The sequence below is a fragment of the Streptomyces sp. NPDC057623 genome, from assembly GCF_042800355.1.
Lineage (GTDB): Bacteria > Actinomycetota > Actinomycetes > Streptomycetales > Streptomycetaceae > Streptomyces.
This window is the reverse complement of the sequence record NZ_JBHVGZ010000089.1, coordinates 1-22,119: the sequence shown is the minus strand read 5'-3', so window position 1 is coordinate 22,119 and position 22,119 is coordinate 1. Positions and strand designations below refer to the sequence as shown.

At 69.6% G+C, this 22,119-nt stretch carries 20 protein-coding genes; 9 read left to right on the top strand and 11 right to left on the bottom strand.

Annotation, left to right across the window (positions count from 1 at the left end; translation table 11 throughout):
- The first annotated feature begins 10 nt into the window (after nt 1-10).
- The 3 genes from ACFU95_RS45085 (at nt 11) to ACFU95_RS45075 (ending at nt 2,891) form a co-directional block, all read left to right on the top strand.
- Nucleotides 11-886 carry a carbohydrate ABC transporter permease gene (locus ACFU95_RS45085; protein WP_383841676.1) on the top strand — a complete coding sequence of 292 codons (876 nt, stop codon included), beginning with the start codon at nt 11-13 and terminating at the stop codon, nt 884-886.
- Between the two features lie 6 nt (nt 887-892).
- Nucleotides 893-1,732 carry a carbohydrate ABC transporter permease gene (locus ACFU95_RS45080; RefSeq protein WP_383841673.1) on the top strand — a complete coding sequence of 280 codons (840 nt, stop codon included), beginning with the start codon at nt 893-895 and terminating at the stop codon, nt 1,730-1,732.
- Nucleotides 1,733-2,156: 424 nt separating this feature from the next.
- Nucleotides 2,157-2,891 (top strand): helix-turn-helix domain-containing protein, encoded by a 735-nt coding sequence (locus tag ACFU95_RS45075; protein ID WP_383841670.1) that lies wholly within the window; start codon nt 2,157-2,159, stop codon nt 2,889-2,891.
- A gap of 128 nt (nt 2,892-3,019) precedes the next feature.
- Here the strand turns inward: ACFU95_RS45075 and ACFU95_RS45070 are convergent, their stop codons facing one another.
- Nucleotides 3,020-4,045, bottom strand: a complete 1,026-nt coding sequence (locus ACFU95_RS45070; RefSeq protein ID WP_383841667.1) for an ATP-dependent 6-phosphofructokinase — start codon at nt 4,043-4,045, stop codon at nt 3,020-3,022.
- A gap of 226 nt (nt 4,046-4,271) precedes the next feature.
- Here ACFU95_RS45070 and pta point away from each other — a divergent pair, with 226 nt between their 5' ends.
- From pta to pyk, 3 genes are all read left to right on the top strand, one after another.
- Complete coding sequence (gene pta / locus ACFU95_RS45065; protein ID WP_383841664.1) at nt 4,272-6,374, top strand: phosphate acetyltransferase; 2,103 nt, start codon at nt 4,272-4,274, stop codon at nt 6,372-6,374.
- The gene (locus ACFU95_RS45060; RefSeq protein WP_383841662.1) at nt 6,371-7,597 is read left to right on the top strand and encodes an acetate kinase; all 1,227 of its coding nucleotides are present in this window, start codon (nt 6,371-6,373) and stop codon (nt 7,595-7,597) included. The genes pta and ACFU95_RS45060 overlap by 4 nt, the downstream gene beginning before the upstream one ends.
- Before the next feature lie 82 nt (nt 7,598-7,679).
- Nucleotides 7,680-9,110, top strand: a complete 1,431-nt coding sequence (gene pyk / locus ACFU95_RS45055; protein ID WP_383841659.1) for a pyruvate kinase — start codon at nt 7,680-7,682, stop codon at nt 9,108-9,110.
- Nucleotides 9,111-9,214: 104 nt separating this feature from the next.
- On the opposite strand, the gene ACFU95_RS45050 is transcribed toward pyk, so the two are convergent.
- The 5 genes from ACFU95_RS45050 to ACFU95_RS45030 all read right to left on the bottom strand — a co-directional run bounded on the left by ACFU95_RS45050 (nt 9,215) and on the right by ACFU95_RS45030 (nt 14,083).
- A complete protein-coding gene (locus ACFU95_RS45050; RefSeq protein ID WP_383841656.1) occupies nt 9,215-9,604 on the bottom strand; it encodes a hypothetical protein in 390 nt (129 codons plus the stop codon).
- A gap of 139 nt (nt 9,605-9,743) precedes the next feature.
- Complete coding sequence (locus ACFU95_RS45045; protein ID WP_383841653.1) at nt 9,744-11,093, bottom strand: hypothetical protein; 1,350 nt, start codon at nt 11,091-11,093, stop codon at nt 9,744-9,746.
- Entirely contained in the window at nt 11,083-11,664 is a 582-nt protein-coding gene (locus ACFU95_RS45040) for a DUF6114 domain-containing protein (protein WP_383841650.1), read from the bottom strand. The genes ACFU95_RS45045 and ACFU95_RS45040 overlap by 11 nt, the downstream gene beginning before the upstream one ends.
- Nucleotides 11,665-11,806: 142 nt before the next feature.
- Nucleotides 11,807-12,445 (bottom strand): DUF6230 family protein, encoded by a 639-nt coding sequence (locus ACFU95_RS45035; protein ID WP_048582886.1) that lies wholly within the window; start codon nt 12,443-12,445, stop codon nt 11,807-11,809.
- 663 nt (nt 12,446-13,108) lie between these two features.
- Nucleotides 13,109-14,083 (bottom strand): tetratricopeptide repeat protein, encoded by a 975-nt coding sequence (locus ACFU95_RS45030; protein WP_383841646.1) that lies wholly within the window; start codon nt 14,081-14,083, stop codon nt 13,109-13,111.
- A 224-nt stretch (nt 14,084-14,307) separates the two neighbouring features.
- Here ACFU95_RS45030 and ACFU95_RS45025 point away from each other — a divergent pair, with 224 nt between their 5' ends.
- Nucleotides 14,308-14,967 (top strand): TetR/AcrR family transcriptional regulator, encoded by a 660-nt coding sequence (locus ACFU95_RS45025; protein WP_383841643.1) that lies wholly within the window; start codon nt 14,308-14,310, stop codon nt 14,965-14,967.
- A gap of 10 nt (nt 14,968-14,977) precedes the next feature.
- On the opposite strand, the gene ACFU95_RS45020 is transcribed toward ACFU95_RS45025, so the two are convergent.
- From ACFU95_RS45020 to ACFU95_RS45000, 5 genes are all read right to left on the bottom strand, one after another.
- The gene (locus ACFU95_RS45020; protein ID WP_383841640.1) at nt 14,978-16,678 is read right to left on the bottom strand and encodes a methylmalonyl-CoA mutase; all 1,701 of its coding nucleotides are present in this window, start codon (nt 16,676-16,678) and stop codon (nt 14,978-14,980) included.
- Between the two features lie 74 nt (nt 16,679-16,752).
- Complete coding sequence (locus tag ACFU95_RS45015; RefSeq protein WP_383841637.1) at nt 16,753-17,085, bottom strand: DUF3817 domain-containing protein; 333 nt, start codon at nt 17,083-17,085, stop codon at nt 16,753-16,755.
- 50 nt (nt 17,086-17,135) lie between these two features.
- Entirely contained in the window at nt 17,136-17,645 is a 510-nt protein-coding gene (locus ACFU95_RS45010; protein WP_383841634.1) for a MarR family winged helix-turn-helix transcriptional regulator, read from the bottom strand.
- A gap of 63 nt (nt 17,646-17,708) precedes the next feature.
- On the bottom strand, nt 17,709-18,014 hold the full coding sequence (locus ACFU95_RS45005; RefSeq protein WP_383841631.1) for an antibiotic biosynthesis monooxygenase family protein: 306 nt from the start codon (nt 18,012-18,014) through the stop codon (nt 17,709-17,711).
- A gap of 10 nt (nt 18,015-18,024) precedes the next feature.
- Nucleotides 18,025-19,293, bottom strand: coding sequence for a cytochrome P450 (locus tag ACFU95_RS45000; protein ID WP_383841628.1), 1,269 nt, complete (start codon nt 19,291-19,293; stop codon nt 18,025-18,027).
- A gap of 144 nt (nt 19,294-19,437) precedes the next feature.
- Here ACFU95_RS45000 and ACFU95_RS44995 point away from each other — a divergent pair, with 144 nt between their 5' ends.
- Together ACFU95_RS44995 and ACFU95_RS44990 are read left to right on the top strand one after the other, a co-directional pair.
- Nucleotides 19,438-21,069 carry an FAD-dependent oxidoreductase gene (locus ACFU95_RS44995; protein ID WP_383841625.1) on the top strand — a complete coding sequence of 544 codons (1,632 nt, stop codon included), beginning with the start codon at nt 19,438-19,440 and terminating at the stop codon, nt 21,067-21,069.
- Between the two features lie 40 nt (nt 21,070-21,109).
- Nucleotides 21,110-22,084 (top strand): amidohydrolase family protein, encoded by a 975-nt coding sequence (locus tag ACFU95_RS44990; RefSeq protein WP_383841622.1) that lies wholly within the window; start codon nt 21,110-21,112, stop codon nt 22,082-22,084.
- The last annotated feature ends 35 nt before the right edge of the window (nt 22,085-22,119 follow it).

The following is a 22,119-nucleotide window of genomic DNA, read 5'->3' as shown; positions in this document are numbered from 1 at the left end:
GCCCGCGCGGATGACGCGGGCCCGCCCCCTCAGCCGCCTCCTCACCCGTGCCCTCCCCGTCGCCCCCGCCGTCGTCCTCCTGGTCCTCTTCCTGGCCGGCCCGATCGCCTACTGCGCCTACATCGCCTTCACCGACCTCCAGCTCACCGGCCAGGCCGAGGACTCGTTCGTCGGTTTCGACAACTTCCGTACGGCGTTCGACGACGAGGCGTTCCGCAACGCGGTCTGGCTCACCCTCGTCTTCACCGTCGTCTCCGCCCTGGTCGGCCAGAACACCCTGGGGCTGGCCCTGGCCGCGCTGATGCAGCGCGCGTCGAAGCCGGTCCGTACGCTCGTGGGTGCCGTCGTGATCACGGCCTGGGTGCTGCCGGAGGTCGTCGCCGGGTTCCTCCTCTACGCCTTCTTCCGCCGCGAAGGCACCCTGAACGCCATCCTGGACTGGCTCCATCTGCCCACCCAGAACTGGCTGTTCACCCTCCCGATCCTCGCCGTGTCGTTCGCGAACGTCTGGCGCGGGACCGCCTTCTCGATGCTGGTCTACTCGGCGGCGCTGAACGAGATCCCCAAGGAGATCACGGAGGCGGCGGAGGTCGACGGCGCCGGCGGCCGGCGCCGTATGTGGCACATCACCCTCCCGATGATCCGCCGCTCCATCGGCACCAACCTCATGCTCATCACCCTCCAGACCCTGTCCGTCTTCGGCCTGATCTGGGTGATGACACGGGGCGGCCCGGGCGGCAGGAGCCAGACGCTGCCGCTCTTCATGTACGAGGAGGCGTTCCAGAAGAGCATGATCGGCTACGGCACCGCGGTCGCCCTTCTGCTGCTGGTGGTGGGCTCGCTGTTCTCGGTGGTCTACCTGCGTCTGCTGCGAACGGAGGTCTGACGCCGTATGGCCCGTACGCTCTCGTCCCGTCGCACCACGCACCGCCTGGCCGCCGACGCCGGTCTCCTGGTGATGGCCGCGGCGTTCGTGCTGCCGCTGGCGTGGGTGGTCCTGTCCTCGCTGGACACCGACGCGAACCTCCAGGTGAAGGTCCCGGACGGGGTCACCCTGGACAACTTCGACGCGGTCCTGACGCCGGACATCACCTTCACCCCGCTGCTCAACAGCCTGCTCCTGTGCGGCGGGGGCACGGCGCTGACGGTCGCGTGCGCGGCGCTCGCGGCCTACCCGCTGTCGCGGTTCCGGTCGCGCTTCAACCGTCCGTTCCTGCTCACGATCCTGTTCGCGACGAGCCTGCCGATCACAGCGATCATGGTGCCGGTGTACGCCCTCTTCGTGCGGGTGAACCTGATCGACACCATGGAGGGGACGGTGTTCTTCTTCGCCGCCTCCCAACTGCCGTTCGCCATCTGGCTGATGAAGAACTTCATGGACGGGGTCCCGAAGGAGCTGGAGGAGGCCGCCTGGACGGACGGCGCTTCGTCGCTCCAGTCGCTGCTGCGGGTGGTGCTGCCGCTGATGGGGCCGGGGGTGGCGGTGGTGACGGTGTTCTCGTTCGTGATGATGTGGGGGAACTTCTTCGTTCCGTTCATGCTGCTGCTCACGCCGGACCAGATGCCGGCCGCCGTGAGCATCAACGAGTTCTTCGGGAACCGCGGGACCGTGGTGTACGGGCAGCTGGCGGCCTTCTCGATCATCTACTCGACGCCGGTGATCCTGCTCTATGTGCTGGTGGCCCGGCGGCTGGGCGGAGGATTCGCGTTGAGCGGGGCGGTCAAGGGGTGAGGGCCGGGCGGGACGGGTCGCGCCGCGTACCGGTCGCAGCGTCGGGATTGAGCCGCGTCGCACCTGCCCCGCCCGTCCCGTCGGCCCGCTCCGCGTTGACGTACCCGTCTTCGAGACCCGAGCACACGACCGATATCCGCTCCGCCCCCTCCGCGGCCGGCTCCGCGAGCCGTCAGGAGATCGACGACGGAAAGCGCTCGCGAATATGCCGCCTGACCTTTCCGTTCACCGAACGTCACCATCCGTCACCCCCTCCCGGATCCGTCCCGACCCCCTTCCGACGCCACCCGCGGCGGCACCCCGCCCACCCCGCAAACGATCTCCCCCGTCAACGAACCCGCCAGTAGCCGTAGCTTCATACAATCCGTAATCCTGGCCGAACAGACCGTAGTCACACCACCCGGCCCGCCCTACGTTGTGCCCCGTGCGCCGACCCCAAGCCCAACCGAACCAGCCCAGCCGCTCCAGCCGCCGAACCCCGCCCACTCCCCCCTTCAACGCCCCCGCAGCCCGCAGACTCCGCGCCGCCCTCAACATGGGACCCGAGCACGTCGCCTACGGCATGCGCTCCTCGTACGGCCTGCCCTACGTCACCCAGGACCTCGTCGCGGCCTGGGAACGCGAGATCGCCGCGCCCGACAACAGCGAGCTCACCGCCCTCGCGGGCGTGCTGTGGTGCTCGCCCAGTGAGCTGCTCGGCAAGCCGCGGACGCTGCGCGAACACCGCATCGCCCGGGGTCTCGCGCCCGAGGACGTGGCGCGCGCCGTCGGGCACGAACTCGTCGCGTACCTGCGCATGGAGGAGAACGACGACTGGGAGGGCACCGACCGCCAGTCCGCCGCCCTCGCCGATGTGCTCGGCCTGACCGTCCCGGACTTCATCACCGTCACCGGCCGTGACACGAGACTCGCCGAGCTGCTGCGCAGTGCCGTGACGACGCGCTGGCAGGCGTACGTACGTCCGGTCGGCAAGATGGTGCCCCTGGACCGGCGCCTTGTGGAGGACGCCCTCCAGGAGCTGCACCAGAACTACCAGGGGCAGATGACCGCCACGCTCAGCTGGGGCGGCGGCGGCAGTGCGTCCAGCGCGGCCGGCCGTGAGTTCCTGGACCGGATCGTGGAGCGCTTCTGGGCGACGGTCGGGAGTGCCCCGGCCTGAGCGCGCAGCAGTGGTCGTTCTCCCGGTGCGGCTTCAACAGGTCGATCCCGCAGTCGTCGGGAGGCGCCTGGGCCCATGCCCCCGCAGCCCGGCAGGGTGGAGGGGGCGCCCGGGGGTGGGGGCCGGGCCTAGAAGACCGACTCCGCCTCGTCCATCCGGTCCTTCGGCACCGTCTTCAGCTCGGTCACGGCCTCCGCCAGCGGCACCATCACGATGTCGGTCCCGCGCAGTGCGGTCATCCTGCCGAACTCGCCCCGGTGCGCGGCCTCCACCGCGTGCCAGCCGAAGCGGGTGGCGAGGACACGGTCGTACGCCGTGGGCACACCGCCGCGCTGGACATGGCCGAGGATGACCGGCTTGGCCTCCTTGCCGAGGCGGCGCTCCAGCTCGAAGGCCAGGGCCGTACCGATGCCCTGGAAGCGCTCGTGGCCGTACTGGTCGATGGCGCCCTTGCCGTAGTCCATGCTGCCGTCGGCGGGGTGGGCGCCCTCGGCCACGCAGATCACCGCGAACTTCTTGCCGCGCGAGAAGCGCTCCTCGACCATCTTCGCCAGGTCGGCGGGGTCGAAGGGGCGCTCGGGCAGGCAGATGCCGTGCGCGCCGGCCGCCATGCCGGACTCCAGGGCGATCCAGCCCGCGTGGCGGCCCATCACCTCCACGACCATCACGCGCTGGTGGGACTCCGCGGTCGTCTTCAGGCGGTCCATGGCCTCGGTGGCGACGCCGACCGCCGTGTCGAACCCGAACGTCCGGTCCGTCGAGGAGATGTCGTTGTCGATCGTCTTGGGGACCCCGACCACCGGCAGGCCGGCGTCCGAGAGCATGCGGGCCGCCGTCAGGGTGCCCTCGCCGCCGATCGGGATCAGCGCGTCGATGCCGAAGTCGCGGGCGATGTCGATGGCGCTCTCGCACGCCTCGCGCAGCCGGTCGCGCTCCAGTCGGGAGGAGCCCAGAATGGTGCCGCCGCGCGCCAGGATGCCGCTGACCGCCTCCAGGTCGAGACCGCGGTAGTGGCCGTCCAGCAGGCCCGCGTACCCGTCCTCGAAGCCGATCACCTCGTCGCCGTACTGCGTGACGGCTCGGTGCACGACCGACCGGATCACGGCGTTCAGGCCGGGGCAGTCGCCGCCTGCGGTGAGAACTCCGATACGCATCGTGCTGTGTCTCCTGCTCGCTGTTGATACCGGTGAGCCAGTCCGATTGTTTCACGTCCGCGCGGACGATGTCGCTCCCCTACTGACGGGCGCCTTATCCAGCGTCAAGGGTATTGTCAAGAGGGTTTCGCTCACCTCACTGGGCGATTTTGCGACCCCTGTGACGGCGGCGACCCGCACGACGGCAGACGAGAACGACGGACGACAGACGAAACGGAGAGCACGCGTGACGCGCAGCGTGTACGTGACCGGTATCGACCGCGGCGACGGACGACAGGTCGTCGAACTGGGGGTCATGGAGCTCCTGACCCGGCAGGTCGACCGCGTGGGGGTGTTCCGGCCGCTGGTCCACCACGTCCCCGACCGCCTGTTCGAGCTGCTGCGCTCCCGCTACCGCCTGTCCCAGGACCCGGCGACGGTCTACGGCATGGACTACCACGAGGCGTCCGCCCTCCAGGCCGAGCGCGGGACGGACGAGCTGGTGTCGACACTCGTCGACCGGTTCCACACCGTCGCCCGCGACTACGAGTTCGTGCTGGTCCTCGGCACCGACTACGCCGACACCCAGCTCCCGGACGAGCTGTCCCTCAACGCCCGGCTCGCCAACGAGTTCGGCGCGAGCGTCATACCCGTGGTGGGCGGGCGGGGGCAGACCGCCGAGTCGGTGCTCGCCGAGACGCGCAACGCCTACCGGGCGTACGAGAACCTGGGCTGTGACGTGCTCGCCATGGTCGCCAACCGGGTCGCCCGGGACGACCGGGACGAGATCGCCCAGCGGCTCGGGTCGCGGCTGGCCGTGCCCTGTTACGTCGTCCCGGACGAGCCCGCCCTGGCCGCGCCGACGGTGTCGCAGATCGCGCAGTCCCTGGGCGCGAAGGTCCTGCTCGGCGACGACTCGGGGCTCGCGCGCGACGCCCTCGGCTTCGTCTTCGGCGGCGCGATGCTGCCGAACTTCCTGACCGCCCTGACCCCGGGATGCCTGGTCGTCACCCCGGGCGACCGCGCCGACCTGGTCGTCGGCTCGCTGGCCGCCCACAGCGCCGGCACCCCGCCGATCGCCGGTGTGCTGCTCACCCTGGACGAGCACCCCGGCGACGAGGTCCTCACCCTCGCGGCCCGCCTCGCCCCGGGCACCCCGGTGCTGTCGGTGCCCGGCTACAGCTTCCCCACCGCCGAGCAACTCTTCTCCCTGGAGGGGAAGTTGAGCGCGGTCACCCCGCGCAAGGCGGAGACCGCGCTCGGCCTGTTCGAGCGGTACGCCGACACCGGCGAGCTGCTGAAGCGGCTCTCGGCGCCGAGCAGCGACCGGGTCACGCCAATGATGTTCGAGCACAAGCTGCTGGAGCGGGCCCGCTCGAACATGCGCCGCATCGTGCTGCCCGAGGGCACCGAGCCGCGCGTGCTGCACGCCGCCGAGGTGCTGCTGCGCCGCGACGTCTGCGACCTCACGCTGCTGGGGCCGGTGGACCGGATCCGCAAGCAGGCCGCCGACCTCGGGATCGACCTGGGCGACTGTCAGCTGATCGACCCGGCGACCAGCGAACTGCGGGACACCTTCGCCGAGAAGTACGCCCGGCTCCGCGCCCACAAGGGGGTCACGGTGGAGCTGGCGTACGACGTCGTCTCCGACGTGAACTACTTCGGCACGCTGATGGTGCAGGAGGGCCTGGCGGACGGCATGGTGTCGGGTTCGGTGCACTCCACGGCGGCGACCATCCGCCCGGCCTTCGAGATCATCAAGACCAAGCCGGACGCCGACATCGTCTCCTCGGTCTTCTTCATGTGCCTCGCCGACAAGGTCCTCGTCTACGGCGACTGCGCCGTGAACCCCGACCCGAACGCGGTGCAGCTGGCCGACATCGCGATCCAGTCGGCGGCCACCGCCGAGCAGTTCGGCGTGGAGGCGCGGATCGCGATGCTGTCGTACTCGACGGGTACGTCCGGTTCGGGCGCCGACGTCGACAAGGTGCGCGAGGCGACCGAGCTGGTGCGCGAGCGGCGGCCCGACCTGAAGACCGAGGGGCCGATCCAGTACGACGCGGCCGTGGAACCGTCGGTGGCGGCGACCAAGCTGCCGGAGTCGGACGTCGCCGGCCAGGCCAGCGTGCTGATCTTCCCGGACCTCAACACCGGCAACAACACCTACAAGGCCGTGCAGCGCTCCGCGGGCGCCATCGCCGTGGGCCCGGTGCTCCAGGGCCTGCGCAAGCCGGTGAACGACCTGTCCCGCGGCGCGCTGGTCCAGGACATCGTCAACACCGTCGCCATCACTGCGATCCAGGCCCAGTCCACCTCCCCGTCCCTCCACGAGAAGGCCACCGCCCAGTGAGCTCGTCGTCCCGCGTCCTCGTCCTCAACTCCGGCTCCTCGTCGGTGAAGTACCAGCTGCTCGACATGCGCGACAGCAGCCGGCTGGCCATGGGTCTCGTCGAGCGCATCGGCGAGGAGACCTCCCGGCTCAGGCACACCCCGCTGGCGGGCGGCGGCGAGAGCCGCGAGTGGACCGCGCCCATCGCCGACCACGACGCCGCACTGAAGGCCGTGTCGGCGGAGCTCGCCAAGGACGGGCTCGGGCTGGACTCGCCCGAGCTGGCCGCGATCGGCCACCGGGTGGTGCACGGCGGCAAGCGGTTCACCGAGCCGACCGTCATCGACGACGCCGTACTCGCCGAGATCGAGCGGCTCATCCCGGTGGCCCCGCTGCACAACCCGGCCAACCTCACCGGCATCCGCACGGCCCAGGCGCTGCGCCCGGACCTGCCCCAGGTCGCCGTCTTCGACACCGCGTTCCACACGACGATGCCGGAGTCGGCCGCCCGCTACGCCATCGACGTCGAGACCGCCGACACCCACCGGATCCGCCGGTACGGCTTCCACGGCACCTCGCACGCGTACGTCTCCCGGGCCACCGCGGAGCTGCTGGGCAAGGCTCCCGAGGACGTGAACGTCATCGTGCTGCACCTGGGCAACGGGGCGTCCGCGTCCGCCGTACGGGGCGGTCGTTGCGTGGACACCTCCATGGGGCTGACGCCTTTGGAGGGGCTCGTGATGGGTACGCGCTCCGGTGACGCGGATCCCGCCGTCATCTTCCATTTGGCGCGTGTTGGCGGAATGTCCATCGCGGAAATCGACACTCTTCTCAACAAGAAGAGCGGATTGATCGGCCTGTGCGGTGACAACGACATGCGGGAGATCCGCCGACGGATCGACGAGGGTGACGAGCGGGCCCAATTGGCCTTCGACATCTACATTCACCGACTGAAGAAGTACATCGGCGCCTATTACGCGGTGCTCGGCAGGGTGGACGCGATCGCGTTCACGGCCGGGGTCGGTGAGAACGCGGCACCGGTGCGGGAGGCCGCCGTGGCGGGCCTGGAACAGCTGGGCCTCGCCGTGGACGCCGAGCTGAACGCCGTACGCGCCGCCGAGCCGCGGTTGATCTCGCCGGCCGGCGCGCGGGTCGCGGTCGCCGTGGTTCCGACGGATGAAGAACTGGAGATCGCGACGCAGACCTACGCGCTGGTCGGGGAGAACTTCGAAACGGCCGAGTAACACGGCTGAGCAAAGCGCAGCTCATTTGTATCTTCCGCCAGACGGAATATTCCGGAGCGAAACAAACCGATAGGATCGTCCCATGCGCCGTTCGAAAATCGTTTGTACTCTCGGCCCCGCGGTCGACTCCCATGAGCAGCTCGTCTCGCTGATCGAGGCCGGCATGAATGTGGCCCGCTTCAACTTCAGCCACGGCACCCACGAAGACCACCAGGGGCGGTACGAGCGCCTGCGGGCCGCCGCCAAGGAGACCGGGCGGGCCATCGGTGTGCTCGCCGACCTCCAGGGCCCCAAGATCCGGCTGGAGACCTTCGCCGAGGGCCCGGTCGAGCTGGAGCGCGGTGACGAGTTCGTCATCACGACCGAGGACGTCCCGGGTGACAAGCAGATCTGCGGGACCACCTACAAGGGCCTGCCGGGTGACGTCGCCGTGGGCGACCAGGTCCTCATCAACGACGGCAACGTCGAACTGAAGGTCACCGAGGTCGACGGCCCCCGGGTGAAGACGATCGTCATCGAGGGCGGTGTCGTCTCCGACCACAAGGGCATCAACCTGCCCGGCGCGGCCGTGAACGTGCCGGCGCTGTCCGAGAAGGACGTCGAGGACCTGCGGTTCGCGCTGCGCATGGGCTGCGACATGGTCGCGCTGTCCTTCGTGCGGGACGCCCACGACGTGCAGGATGTCCACAAGGTGATGGACGAGGAGGGCCGCCGCGTCCCCGTCATCGCCAAGGTGGAGAAGCCGCAGGCGGTCGCGAACATGGAGGACGTCGTGATGGCGTTCGACGCCGTGATGGTCGCCCGTGGTGACCTCGCCGTCGAATACCCGCTCGAGAAGGTCCCGATGGTGCAGAAGCGGCTCATCGAGCTGTGCCGCCGCAACGCCAAGCCGGTGATCGTGGCGACCCAGATGATGGAGTCGATGATCACCAACTCCCGTCCGACCCGCGCCGAGGCCTCCGACGTGGCCAACGCGATCCTGGACGGCGCCGACGCGGTCATGCTGTCCGCCGAGTCGAGCGTGGGCGCGTACCCGATCGAGACCGTCCGGACGATGTCGAAGATCGTCACCGCGGCCGAGCAGGAGCTGCTGAGCAAGGGCCTGCAGCCGCTCGTGCCGGGCAAGAAGCCCCGTACGCAGGGTGGTTCGGTGGCCCGCGCCGCCTGCGAGATCGCCGACTTCCTCGGCGGCAAGGGCCTGGTCGCCTTCACCCAGTCCGGCGACACCGCCCGCCGCCTGAGCCGCTATCGCGCCGCCCAGCAGATCATCGCGTTCACCACGGACGAGTCCACCCGCAACCAGATGACGCTCAGCTGGGGCGTGGAGCCGCACGTCGTGCCGTTCGTCAACAGCACCGACGAGATGGTCGACCTGGTGGACCAGGAGATCGTCAAGCTCGGCCTGTTCAACGAGGGCGACATCGTGGTCATCACGGCCGGCTCGCCGCCCGGGGTTCCGGGCACGACGAACATGGTCCGCGTCCACCACCTCGGTGGCGGCGCACGGGACTGACCGTCCCGACGCCCCTGTAGGGCCTGTACGGCGAACGAGGGCGCCCCCCGCGGCAGGGGGGCGCCCTCGTTCGCCGTTGCGGCCTCAGCGGCCCGCACAGGGCCTCACGCATCGGCAGCCGCCCGGACGACGGCATACGCCAGGGCGTCGAAGTTCTCCCGGTAGAAGCCCAGCCGGACGTGGAACGGCTCCTGCACGAAGGCGCCACCCCGCTCCAGGAACATGGTGGGCGCGGCGGTCAGCGCGCTGTGCGCCATGTGGAGTTCGGCCGGGGTGAGGCGGAAGTCGCGGGACTCCGTGTGCCGTCCGGCCAGGCGTGCCACGAGCGCCTCGACCGCCTCCCGGCCCGCGCCGACCAACAGGGTCAGCTCCGTGTCACCGTGGTCCCGCTCGCTCAGGAAGCTCAGCGCCTCGTACATCGCCGCCGCCTGACGGGGCGTGAGCCGGGCGATGAAGGCGTCGCCGTCGCGGGTCAGCTTCAACTGGGTCCTCACACGTCTCTCCTGCGGCAGGGGGACTGGGCGGCGCATGGCTGTGGCCCGGCCCTCGAGCGAGGGACCGGGCCACAGCCGTGTGCGGCTCCCGAACGGGCTTGTGGGGGCGTCCGGCGGGGATGCCCCGGGACGCCCGGGCTCAGTCGGTGACGAAGTTGTGCAGGCCGGGCACGTGCAGGGTGCCGCCGAACTGGCCGGCCTGGGTGACCTTCACCTTCGTGAAGTAGATCAGCGGGATGTTCAGCGGCGGCGGGTGCTCCGGGTCGAACGTGATCGGGATCAGGCCGAGCAGGTTCCCCGAGATGCTCTCGGTGTACATCACCGTCTTGCCGTCGCGGATCGTGGACGTCGAGCCCGCGGCCGCCTGCACGTGGTAGGTCTTGCCGGACTGCTCGTCCTTCACCGTCTGGTGCAGGTCGCCGATGTCGGTGCCGTCGGAGATGACGTACTTGAGCACCTTCTTGACGGTGCCGTCGGCCGTCTTCACCTTGACGATGCCCTGGTAGTCGGCGCCCTTCAGCAGCAGCGAGCTGGCGTTCAGGTACCACGGGTCGTCGGGCAGCGGCACGGGGTTGTCGACGCCGCCCTCCTCGTCCGTGGCGACCGGGCAGTTGTCCGGGTCCGTGGTGGAGCTCGCGGAGGGGCTCGGCGTGGCGGTGGCCTCCTCGGCCGCCTCCTGGGCCGCCTCGGTGGTGTCCTTCACCGTGTCGGACGCCTTGCCGGTGACGCCCTCGACGGTGTCCTTCACCGCGTCGGTGGTCTTCTCGGCGGTCTCCTTGACCGGGTCGGACCCCTCGGAGGTGTCCGTACCGGAGTCGGAGGAGCCGTCGGACGCCTCCTCGCTCGCGCTCGCGGAGGGCGTCGGCGTCGGGCTCGCGGACTCCTCGGACGCCTGGCCGCCCGTGAAGACGTCCTTGATGGCGTCGCCGATGTCCTCCAGCAGGTTGCCGCCGCTCTCGGACGGCGAGGGGGTGGCCGTGGCCGTGTCGCCGGACTGGGCCTCGCCCGACTTGCTCGGGGAAGGCGTCGGCGTGGGCTCGGCCGCGTCGTCGGAACCTGAATCCGACGATGAGGAGTCGCCCGCGGTGTCCGAGGAGTCCGAAGAACCCGAGGAGTCGGAGGAGTCCTCGCCCGCGGACGCCGACGGGGTCGGCTCGGCCGTCTCGTCCTGGTCCGCGGACTCGTCGGCACTCGGGGACGGGGACGCGGAGGCGTCGTCCTCCAGTGCCGCCACACAGTCCTTGTACTCGTCCGCCGTGAGGCTGTTGGACGTCGGCTTCGTGGCGTTGTCGCTGTCGGCCTGCGCGAGTGTGGGCGTGAACCCCATTCCCATGAGGACCGCGGTGGGCATCGCCGCCAGGGCTATCGCCTTGCCGGCCGGCATGTGGAACCTGGTGAACAGCGGCTTCTTGGGTGCCGCGTGTCGCGGCCCGGTTCTCACACGGGACTTGTCCACCTCAGTCCCGTGGGTCACCTCGTCAGCCGGCACTGTGCCTCCCGTTCGCCCCGTTCGCCGGGCTCGTTCCTGACAGATCGTTCGACGTGCCCCACGCGTCCGCGTCCTGAACGGGCTTGAGGACCGTGGTGTCGGGGTCCACGTGCTCAGGAGCGCCACCCGCTCCGGTCATCTCCAGCTGTGCCTCCGGCTCGGGCGGCGCGCCCGGGACCCACGACACGGCCATCGCTCCGCCGACGAGGGCGAAGAGGAAGCCGATGAGGAAGCCACCGAGGTTGGACAGCGGGATGGAGACGAGCGCCAGCAGGATCGCCGCGACGCCCGCGAAGGTGCGGACGTGCTTCTGGAACCACAGAGTGAAGCCCAGGACGACAAGCAGCACACCGATGATCAGGGAGCTGGAGCCCCCCGCGGTCTGCATCGCCAGCGTCAGGTGACCGATCTGGAGGTTCGCGTACGGGAAGTAGGCGATCGGGAGTCCGCCGAACATGACGAACAGACCGGCCCAGAACGGCCTCGTGCCCCGCCAGGCGCGGAAGTTCCGCCGAAAGACCCGGAGGTAGTGCTCGTCATGGCCGGGTGCGGCAGGAGTCTCGGCGCTCATCGAAAACAGCTCCCTGGTACAGCGTTGCTGTGATGGTGGTGCGGTGGTGGTGAGTTGTGGTGCCTGTGACCACTTGTGAAGAAAGCGGGCGGAGAGTGGACGGGCGGGGGCGCCATCGGCTCCCCCGCCCGTCAGAGAGTGCTTAGTAGCACTCCTTGACACCCGTCGACAGCGACATCTTCAGACCGCTGAGCTTGAAGGTTCCGGCGGTGGTCGCCCACGCCGTCTGCTTCACGCCGACCAGCGTGGCCTTGTCGGCCTGCTGGGCGAACCCGAAGGGGTTGGCCTGCTCGCCGCCGCCCTTCATGCCCGGACCCTTGCTGGCGTCCTTGGCGGCCACACCGATGTCGATGTTCTCGAACGTGGCGTCGGCCTGGAGGTCGGCCACGTCGATGTACAGGTTCTTGGCCTCGACCGGCTTGTTCGGGTCCTCACCCGCCCGCAGGATCAGGCTGACGCTCCCGAGGATCGGGACGTCGGGGGTGACCACGGACTGGCAGAGGCTGTTGATCGTCGCGGACTTGAAGCCCGAAACGGCGACGGGGTGAACCGTCTTCTTGCCGGAGAGCGTGTAACCCTCGTCAAGAGCGCCGTACTGCGAGAAGCCCGTACCGACCAGCTTGTCGGTCGTGACCTTGAACGACTGGCCGGAGACACTGAACGACGCGGCGAGAGCGCCCTGCGCGAGGGCGACACCTATCGCAGCCGTGGCGGCGACGCTGGGCACCATGACCACAGCGAACCGCTTCCATCTGGTCCCGCCACGCACCTGGGACTCCATATTTCCTCCTTCTCGGACGTACATCTCCTGGCCCTGACTGCCACCGTCGACTCGACGGCTCAGCCGGGCAGGGATGGGAGAAGTGCTACGTCCTCGGGAAGGAGAGCGCCTGCGCTCGGTGGCGCGAACCGCGCCCGAATCACCGGCGATCACCCCCGAGCGACAACCACTGGTCGCGCCTGACACGCATCACGCACAACCTTGCTGGACAGGCTTCGCCGGGAGGGCGAAGACCCCCCTGTCCAAGAGCCGGCGCCACTGCCGCCGACTCTGCTCGGTGGGGACCCAGGAACTCCCGTGACCCGACCGGCTGTCGGGGTGCGGAAATGGACCGAGCGTGGCCGATCGTGGTGCATTCTCGCCGCCCGCACAAGGGGCTTCGTTACTCGGTAGTAACGGCCGGATAACCGAACAACGACCCGCCGGTCTCGGACAGCGACGCAGGGTGTTGTCCAGCGACCGGACAAGTCCAGTAATCACCGGACAGAATCCGACAGAACGACGCCCGCGACTTACCCGCAGTAACTGCGGCCGCGATTACCAAGATTTGGTAAAGCGCGGCCGCACTGGTGCTCTGTCAGCAAAATCTTTCACTCGGGCAACATGCGCCGCTGCGTTTAGTGACTGGTCAGAACGGGGTCGACGCCCCGCCCGAATGCCCGGTCAGAACAGTGCGCGTGCCAGCGCCCGGCGTGCCGCCGCCACCCGCGGGTCGTCGGCACCCACGACCTCGAACAGCTCCAGCAGCCGAAGTCGTACGGCCTCCCGGTCGTCACCCACCGTGCGCTGCACGGTGTCGATGAGCCGCCCGAAGGCGTCCTCGACATGTCCGCCCACCAGGTCCAGGTCGGCGGCGGCGATCTGCGCGGTGGCGTCGGCGGGCTTCTCGGCGGCGTCCTTGCGCACCTGCTGCGGGTCGGCGCCCTGCACGCGGTGCAGCAACTCGGCCTGGGCGAGGCCGAGTTTCGCCTCCATGTTCGCCGGGTCCTCGCTCAGCACGTTCTTGTACGCCTGGACGGCACCGGCCAAATCCCCCGCGTCCAGGGCCTGTACGGCGGCCTCGAGCAACGCGTCGTACGGGCCGACCGGAGCGGCGGGGGCGGTCTGGGCACCACCGGGCTCGGCGTCGGGGTCGACGCTGAGGCCGGTGAGACCGAACCGCTGCTCGGCTACGGTGACGAGCTGATCCAGCGTCTCACGGATCTGCGCCTCACCGGCCGCGCCCTGGAAGAGCGGCAGCGCCTGGCCGGCGACGACGGCGAACACAGCGGGGATCCCCTGCACGCCGAACTGCTGCATCAGCATCTGGTTGGCGTCGACGTCGATCCTGGCGAGGAGGAAACGCCCGTTGTACTCGACGGCGAGCCGCTCCAGTACCGGGCTCAGTTGCTTGCAGGGCTCGCACCACTCGGCCCAGAAGTCGATGACGACGGGCACCTCGGCGGACCGCTGAAGGACGTCCCGCTCGAAGCCCGCCTCATCCACGTCGATGACGAGGTCCGCGGGCGACACCGCCCCTCCCCCGCCCTGCCGGGCGGCCTCGGCACGCGCCTGCTCCGCCTTCGCCTTGGCCTCCTGGGCCGCCTTCACCGCGGCGAGGTCGACGACCCCGCTCATGGACATGTTCCGTGGCTGCATGCGTCTATCCTCCCCCGTCCGGCGCGCACCGCGAAAAGCGGTGTTGAAAAGCCGGGCTCGCCCGGCGTGGATTTCGACGCCGGGTCCCCACCCCACGTCAGTGGTCGTCGCTTTCGCTACGAGTCGTAGCGTAATGGCATCGAGTGCCTCCGGGACACCACCCCCCGGTGATCTCCCTCACGACCACACAGAATCCCCGGATATCGCGGGGATATGGTCGGAGGATGCAGAGCCGCACCCCCGCCACCCGCCCCGGCCGCCCGCGCAGCGCGGCCGCGGCCACGGCGATCCTGGCGGCGACACGGGCGGCTCTGGTCGAACTGGGCTGGTCCAAGCTCACTCTGGGAGACGTGGCCACGCGCGCCGGGGTTGCGAAAACGACCATTTATCGCCGCTGGCCCGGCAAGAACGAGCTGGTCGTCGACGCCGTGGCGGAGCTCTTCGACGAACTGGAGCTGCCCGACCGGGGTTCCCTGGCCGCCGACATCGAGGGCGTGGTGCTGCAGTTCGCGGCGATCCTGGACCGCCCCGAGGCACGCAGTGGCCTGATGGCGGTGGTGGCGGAGTCGACGAGGGACGAGGCGCTGCGGGAGCGTATCAGCGAGTCGATCGTCGAGCGCCAGAAATGCCTGGTCCTGGAGGGCCGGACCCGCGCCCAGGCACGGGGCGAGCTGCCTCCCGAGTCCGACCCCGAGGACGCCGCCCGCACGGTCGACCTCATCTTCGACGTCGTCGCCGGCGCGGTGGTCCACCGCACCCTGGTGAGCGGCCGCCCGGCGGACGAGGAGTGGGTGCGCGGCTTCACCCAGGTCCTGCTGCTGGGTCTGCGGGGAGCGGCCGCGCATCCTGTCGATCCCCGAGTCGCTCCCCGAGCCGATCCGTGAGCGGGCGGGATCAGAAGCCCGGCGGCTCCGTGTACACCCCCCACTCGTCCCGCAGCACCCCGCAGATCTCGCCCAGCGTCGCCTCCGCGCGCACCGCGTCCAGCATCGGCTCGATCATGTTGGCTCCGGTCCGGGCGGCGGACAGCATGGCGTCGAGGGCTGTCCGGACCGCCGGCTCGTCCCGCGCCGTGCGTCGCTCGGAGAGCACCCGCACCTGCTCCCGCTCCACCTCGTGGCTCACCCGCAGGATCTCCAGGTCGCCGGTGACGGACCCGGTGTGGGCGTTGACGCCCACGACCCGCTTGTCGCCCTTCTCCAGCGACTGCTGGTACCGGAACGCCGACTCGGCGATCTCCCCGGTGAACCAGCCGTCCTCGATCCCGCGCAGGATGCCGGACGTCATCGGCCCGATGGGGTGCCGCCCGTCCGGGTGCGCCCTGAGGCCCCGCTCCCTGATCTGTTCGAAGATCTTCTCGGCGTCGGCCTCGATCCGGTCGGTCAGCTGCTCGACGTACCAGGCACCGCCCAGCGGGTCGGCCACGTTGGCGACCCCGGTCTCCTCCATGAGGACCTGCTGGGTGCGCAGGGCGATCTCCGCGGCCTGCTCGGAGGGGAGCGCGAGGGTCTCGTCGAGGGCGTTGGTGTGCAGCGAGTTCGTCCCGCCGAGGACTGCCGCGAGCGCCTCCACGGCCGTACGGACGACGTTGTTGTACGGCTGCTGCGCGGTCAGCGAGACGCCGGCGGTCTGCGTGTGGAAGCGCAGCCACTGGGCCTTGTCGGTCCGCGCCCCGTACACGTCCCGCATCCAGCGCGCCCAGATCCGGCGGGCGGCGCGGAACTTGGCGATCTCCTCGAAGAAGTCGACGTGTGCGTCGAAGAAGAAGGAGAGGCCGGGGGCGAACACGTCGACGTCCAGGCCGCGTGACAGGCCCAGCTCGACGTACCCGAAGCCGTCGGCGAGGGTGTACGCCAGCTCCTGCGCGGCCGTCGAGCCGGCCTCGCGGATGTGGTAGCCGGAGACGGACAGCGGCTTGTAGGCGGGGATGCCGGCCGCGCAGTGCTCCATCAGGTCGCCGATGAGGCGCAGGTGCGGCTCGGGCTGGAAGAGCCACTCCTTCTGGGCGATGTACTCCTTGAAGATGTCGGTCTGGAGGGTGCCGTTGAGCACGCCCGGGTCGACGCCCTGGCGCTCGGCTGCCACCAGGTACATGCAGAAGACGGGGACGGCCGGACCACTGATGGTCATGGACGTCGTCACGTCGCCCAGCGGGATGTCCTTGAACAGGACCTCCATGTCGGCGGCCGAGTCGATGGCGACCCCGCAGTGCCCGACCTCGCCCAGCGAGCGCGGGTCGTCGGAGTCGCGCCCCATCAGCGTCGGCATGTCGAAGGCGACCGAGAGGCCGCCGCCGCCGTTGCGGAGGATCATCTTGTAGCGCTCGTTGGTCTGCTCGGCGTTCCCGAACCCGGCGAACTGCCGGATGGTCCACGTCCGCCCTCGGTAGCCGGTCGGATACAGCCCGCGGGTGTAGGGGTACTCCCCGGGCCAGCCGATCCGCTCGAAGCCCTCGTACCTGTCTCCCGGCAGGGGCCCGTACACCGGCTCCACGGGATCCCCGGAGAGCGTGGTGAAGTCCCCGTCGCGCTTGCGTGCGGCGTCGTACCGGGCCTGCCAGCGACGGCGGCCCTCCTCGATGGCGTCAGCGTCCATACCCTCGAATTTACTAGGACGTCCTAGTAAATGTCGATGGGAGAACCGCCGTACGCGACGGTACGGCGGTTGCGTCAGACCTGGGCGGCAGCCGGGACCGGCCCGCTGACCAGGGGTTCCACCTGCGCGGTGACCTTGCGCTCGACGAAGAACGCGGCGAAGGGAATCGTCCCGGAGAGCAGCACCCACAGCAGCTTGCCGAACGACCACTTGGCCTTGGAGCCGAGGTCGAAGGCGAAGACCAGGTAGATGATGTACAGGAAACCGTGGACCTGGGAGACGGCGAAGGTGACGTCCTCGCCCTTGTCGAAGCCGTACTTGAACACCATGCAAGTGCACAGCACGAGCAGCATGACTGCGGTGACGTAGGCCATCACCCGGTAGCGGGTCAGGACGCTCTTCTTCATGCGTACGAGCGTAACCACCGGTTCCGGGAGATCTTGCCCCGGGCCCCTGGTCAGCTCTCGTCGAAGTCGTGCGCCGCCACCCGCAGCGGCCGCAACATCGCGAAGATCTCCGCGCACTCCTCGGCGTCGTACACACCGAGGCCGAAGTCCATGGCCATCAGGTCGCGGGTGGCCGCCTCGACGACCTCCCGGCCCTTCCCGGTGATGGAGGCGAGCGTGCCGCGCCCGTCGTTGGGGTTGGGCCGCTTGTCGACCAGGCCGGACCTGACCAGCCGGTCGACGGTGTTCGTCACGGACGTGGGATGCACCATGAGCCGCTCGCCGATCTTGGACATCGGCAGCTCGCCGGCCTTGGAGAAGTTGAGCAGCACCAGCGCCTCGTACCGCGCGAACGTCAGCCCGTACGGCTTGACCACCGAGTCGACCTCGGCGAGCAGGATCTGCTGTGCGCGCATGATCGAGGTGATGGCGGCCATCGACGGCACGTTGCCCCAGCGCTGCTTCCAGAGTTCGTCGGCGCGCGCGATGGGGTCGAAGGGAAGGCTGAGCGGCTTCGGCACGCGACCGACCTTACCGGCCGGTCACATGCCGGTCAGCCCTGTCTCGCCTTTCGGTCGGCCGCCCTAATCGGCCACCAGATCCCTGATCCGGAACGCGGATGTCGACCGGTCGTCGTGCAGACAGGCGTTCATCGGTCCGACCAGGGCCTGGTGATCGGGGTCGGTCCGCCACCGCTGGACGCACTCCAGGCTCTCCCACTCGCTGGTGAGCAGCCATCGGGCGGGATCGTCCAGGGAACGGCACAGCTGCTCGCCGAGGTGTCCGGGGAAGCGCTCGGCGCGTTTGAGCACGGACTGGTAGGACTCCACGAAGTCCGCTTCCCGTCCCTCGCGCACATGGAGCTGCCGCAGGACGCGCACGTGTTCCATGGTGCTCCCGTCAGGAGGGGTCGAGGACGACCGGAAGCTCCGCCAGCCCGCGGAAGGCGGGGAACGGCACGGTCATCCACCGCGCGTCCTCCGGTGCCACGGCCAGGGTCATGCGGGGGTACCGGGCGAAGAGCGCGGTGAGGGCGAGCTGCATCTCCAGCCGGGCGAGCGGCGCGCCGATGCAGTAGTGCGGGCCGTAGCCGAAGGCGAGATGGGTCGCCTGGACGTTCGGGCGCTGGACGTCCATCTCGTCGGGCGCGGCGAACATCTCCGGGTCGCGGTTGGCCCCGGTGATCGAGATCTGGACGAGCGCACCCTTGGGGATGAGCACGTCCCGGATCACGATGTCCTCCTTCGCGTGCCGGAAGGTCGAGTTCTCCACGGACGTCTCGAACCGGAAGACCTCCTCGATGGCCGCGTTCATGGCGTTCGCGTCCCGCAGGGCGATTTCCTTCTGCTCCGGCCTGCTGAGCAAGTGGTAGACGGCGTTGCCGATCTGGTACGCCGTCGACTTGTGGCCCGCGAAGAGGAGCACCCACGCCGTCGAGACGAGTTCGTGGTCGGTGAGCGCGCCTTCCTGGTCCTGGGCCGAGACGAGTGCGCTGAGCAGACCTCCGTCGGGCTCCCGCCGCTTTCGTGCGCACAGGTCGACGAGATAGTCGCGCAGATTTCCCTCGGCGATTTCCAGCTTCTTTCGCGCCTCCGGCCCGAAACCGGTCTGCGCGACGGTGGCGGACCATTCCTGGGCCTGCTTGCGCTCGTTCTCCGGGACGCCCAGGAGTTCACAGATCACATGGAGCGGCAGCGGGAAACAGAACTCCGGAAGCAGGTTCACCGCCCCCGACGTCGGGCATTCGTCGAGCAGTTCGTCGGTGATCTGCTGGACGCGCGCCCGCAGCGATTCCACCCTTTTCGGAGTGAAGGTGCTGCCGACGATCCGCCGGAGCCTGGTGTGCTTCGGCGGGTCCGAGAAGAGCATGTTGTCGTCCAGCGCGATCGACGAGTCGCCGAAGATGCGGTGGTAGGCGTCGATGGCGCCGTACATGTCCTTGCTCAGCCGCGGGTCGGCCAGGGCGGCCCTGGCGTCGTCATAACGCGTGATGAGGTACGTCTCGACGCCGTGCGGCGGGGACAGCGGGCACACCGGCGCCGACTCCCTGAGCGTGGCGTACACGGGATGCGGGTTGGCCCGAAACTCCCGGGTGCAGTTCGAGGCCGCGGCCGCGGCCTCCTCGGGCGACAGCGCCTCGGATTCCTCGGATGCGAATGCTTGCGTCATGACTGGTCCCCGGGTAGACGTGAATTTCCGTGGTCGGTGCCACAGTTTCCCGGGCGACAGGGCGTCGCAAACGGTGCTGGTCCATATGGGTCGGCTCGTCGGATGACGTGTGTGTGACAGTCCTACTTGGTAAACATCGTCGACGTGAGCGGACACGAAGCGGAATCTGTACCAGTTCTCATCGTCGGCGGCTCCCTGGTGGGTCTTTCCACTTCGGTTTTCCTTGGGCGCCTCGGAATCGAGCACATGCTCGTGGAGCGGCATGCCGGGACATCGACGCATCCGCGCGGCCGCGGCAACAACGTGCGCACCATGGAGATCTACCGGACCGCCGGCCTGGAGCCGCGTATCCGGAAGGCGGCCAGCGTGCTCGCCGGGAACGACGGCATTCTTCAGGTGGACAGGCTCACCGGGACGCAGCGCCGCTGGATCATCGGGGACATCTCCGGAGGCATGGACATCTCCCGGGTGAGCTCCTCGGACTGGTGCCTGTGCAGCCAGAACGACCTCGAACCGGTGCTGTTGGAGTACGCGCGCGAGCAGGGTGCCGACATCCGCTTCAACGCGGAGATGGTCTCCTTCGCGGAGCACGCGGACGGCGTACGGGCCCAGATCAGGGACCGGGACTCCGGCGAGACCCGCACGGTGGACACCGAGTTCCTGGTGGCCGCCGACGGTCCCCGCAGCCCCATCCGCACCCACCTGGGGATCGGTCAGTCGGGGCCGGGTGAGCTGTTCCACAACGTCAGCGTGACGTTCCGCAGCAAAGCCCTGAAGAACCACGTCGGAGACAAGCGGTTCGTCGTCTGCTACGTCACCGACCCCGAGGGAGAAGGCGCCCTGCTGCCGGTGGACAACAAGGAGCGCTGGGTGATCCACGTTCCCTGGCATCCCGACCGGCGTGAGGAGCTGGAGGACTTCACCGACGAGCGGCTGGCGGCACACATCCGCGCCGCCGTCGGCGTGCCGGACATCGACGTGGAGATCACCGGCAAGGCACCCTGGCACGCCTCGAAGCGGGTCGCCGACAGCTACGGCGCCGGCCGCGTCTTCCTGGCCGGCGACTCGGCCCACGAGATGCCGCCCACCGGGGCGTTCGGCTCCAACACCGGAATCCAGGACGCCCACAACCTCGCCTGGAAGCTCGCCGCGGTGCTGCACGGCTGGGCCTGCCCGTCGCTGCTCGACAGCTACGAGCTCGAACGCCGGCCCGTCGCCCTGGCGACCGGCACGCGCGCGTGCGTGCAGGCGGCCGACGAACAGCACCCGGGCTTCAGCCCCGGCGCCGGACGCAACGACGATCCGGGGGACCTGATGACCGTCGCCCTGTGCTACCGGTACGCCTCGAACGCCGTGGTGGGTGCCCACGCGGAGCAGCCGATCGTTCCCGACGCCTTCCAGCTCGGCGGTGAGCCGGGGAGCCGTGCGCCCCATATGTGGGTGATGCGGGGAGACAGCAGGATCTCCACGCTCGACCTGTACGAGCGGTCCTTCGTGCTGCTCGCCGGGTCCGGCGGGCAGAAGTGGCGCAGTGCCGTGGAGAAGGCCTCCTCGAACCTGGGCGTCCCGGTGGAGGCGTACCTCGTGGGAACGGGACCCGATCACGACCTCGCCCCCGACGCGGACGCCGACTGGGCGGAGCTGCACGGCACAGCCGAGGACGGTGCCGTGCTCGTACGCCCGGACGGGTTCGTCGCCTGGCGGGCGGACGCCGCGATGCCGGACGCCGATCGCGTGCTGACGAACGTGCTCCAGAGCGTGCTCTGCCGCGACTGACCCCCTCCCCTTCCGAACACCCCACACCGAGGACGTTGTTATGACCCTTGCCGGACGCATCGACGTCCATCACCACTTCACCGCCCCGGCCTGGCTGGACTGGGCGGAGTCCAAAGGCGTCGTCAACCGGGAGAAGCTGCCCTGGTGGACCCGCTGGGACCTGAACACGGCCCTGGAGGTCATGGACAAGGCGGGCATCGCCACCTCGGTCATGACCGTCGCGATGCTGGGGCGGCTGCGTGAGCGCGCCGAGCGCCAGGAGAGCGCGCGGGTCGCCCTGCGGGCGGCGGCCGACGTCGTCGAGGCCAACCCGGCGCGCTTCGCCTTCTTCACCCCCGTCTTCCTCGACGACCTGGAGCTCTCCTCGTGGAGCGTGCGCCACGGACTCGACGAGCTCGGTGCCATCGGGGTGAGCACCCGCACCAGCATGGACGGCGTCTTCCTCGGCGACGAGTCGCACGACCGTCTCCTGCGGGAGCTGAACGAGCGGTCCGCGGTGATCAGCACGCACCCCATGGACGTACCGGCCGGGCCGCCCGGGAAGGACGGCGCCGCGGGACTGCCGGGCATGCCGCCCTTCGTGTGCGACTTCCTGCTGGACACCACGCGCGCGGCCATCAACCTGATCCGCAACGGCACCCTGGACCGCTATCCGAACCTCAGCTTCATCCTGCCGCACGGAGGGGGCTTCCTCCCCTACATGGCCACCCGGCTCGACCTGTTCGGCGGGCGCCTCACCCCCCCGATCGAGCCCGGCCGGGTCCAGGACCACCTGCACCGCTTCTACTTCGACACGGCCGGCCCCATGTCGCCCTCGGCCACGCCCACCCTGCTGGCGACGGTCGACCCCGACCGCATCCTGTTCGGCACGGACTGGCCGCCCACGCCCGCCCATGTCATCGCCGACAGCGTGACGCCCGCGCTGGACGCCGACCCCTTCCTCTCGGCGGACCAGCTCCAGGGCATCAACCGGGACAACGCGCTGCGGCTGATGCCGTCGCTCGCGCGTCCGTAGAGCCGGAGCCCGCACGACAAGGCCGCCGCCCGCGC

Coding starts and splice junctions, on each gene's coding strand:
- ACFU95_RS45085 (WP_383841676.1), top strand. CDS start 11: ATGACGCGGGCCCGCCCCCTCAGCCGCCTCCTCACCCGTGCCCTCCCC.
- ACFU95_RS45080 (WP_383841673.1), top strand. CDS start 893: ATGGCCCGTACGCTCTCGTCCCGTCGCACCACGCACCGCCTGGCCGCC.
- ACFU95_RS45070 (WP_383841667.1), bottom strand. CDS start 4,045: ATGCGTATCGGAGTTCTCACCGCAGGCGGCGACTGCCCCGGCCTGAAC.
- pyk (WP_383841659.1), top strand. CDS start 7,680: ATGCGCCGTTCGAAAATCGTTTGTACTCTCGGCCCCGCGGTCGACTCC.
- ACFU95_RS45040 (WP_383841650.1), bottom strand. CDS start 11,664: ATGAGCGCCGAGACTCCTGCCGCACCCGGCCATGACGAGCACTACCTC.
- ACFU95_RS45035 (WP_048582886.1), bottom strand. CDS start 12,445: ATGGAGTCCCAGGTGCGTGGCGGGACCAGATGGAAGCGGTTCGCTGTG.
- ACFU95_RS45030 (WP_383841646.1), bottom strand. CDS start 14,083: ATGCAGCCACGGAACATGTCCATGAGCGGGGTCGTCGACCTCGCCGCG.
- ACFU95_RS45025 (WP_383841643.1), top strand. CDS start 14,308: ATGCAGAGCCGCACCCCCGCCACCCGCCCCGGCCGCCCGCGCAGCGCG.
- ACFU95_RS45020 (WP_383841640.1), bottom strand. CDS start 16,678: ATGGACGCTGACGCCATCGAGGAGGGCCGCCGTCGCTGGCAGGCCCGG.
- ACFU95_RS45015 (WP_383841637.1), bottom strand. CDS start 17,085: ATGAAGAAGAGCGTCCTGACCCGCTACCGGGTGATGGCCTACGTCACC.
- ACFU95_RS45005 (WP_383841631.1), bottom strand. CDS start 18,014: ATGGAACACGTGCGCGTCCTGCGGCAGCTCCATGTGCGCGAGGGACGG.
- ACFU95_RS45000 (WP_383841628.1), bottom strand. CDS start 19,293: ATGACGCAAGCATTCGCATCCGAGGAATCCGAGGCGCTGTCGCCCGAG.
- ACFU95_RS44990 (WP_383841622.1), top strand. CDS start 21,110: ATGACCCTTGCCGGACGCATCGACGTCCATCACCACTTCACCGCCCCG.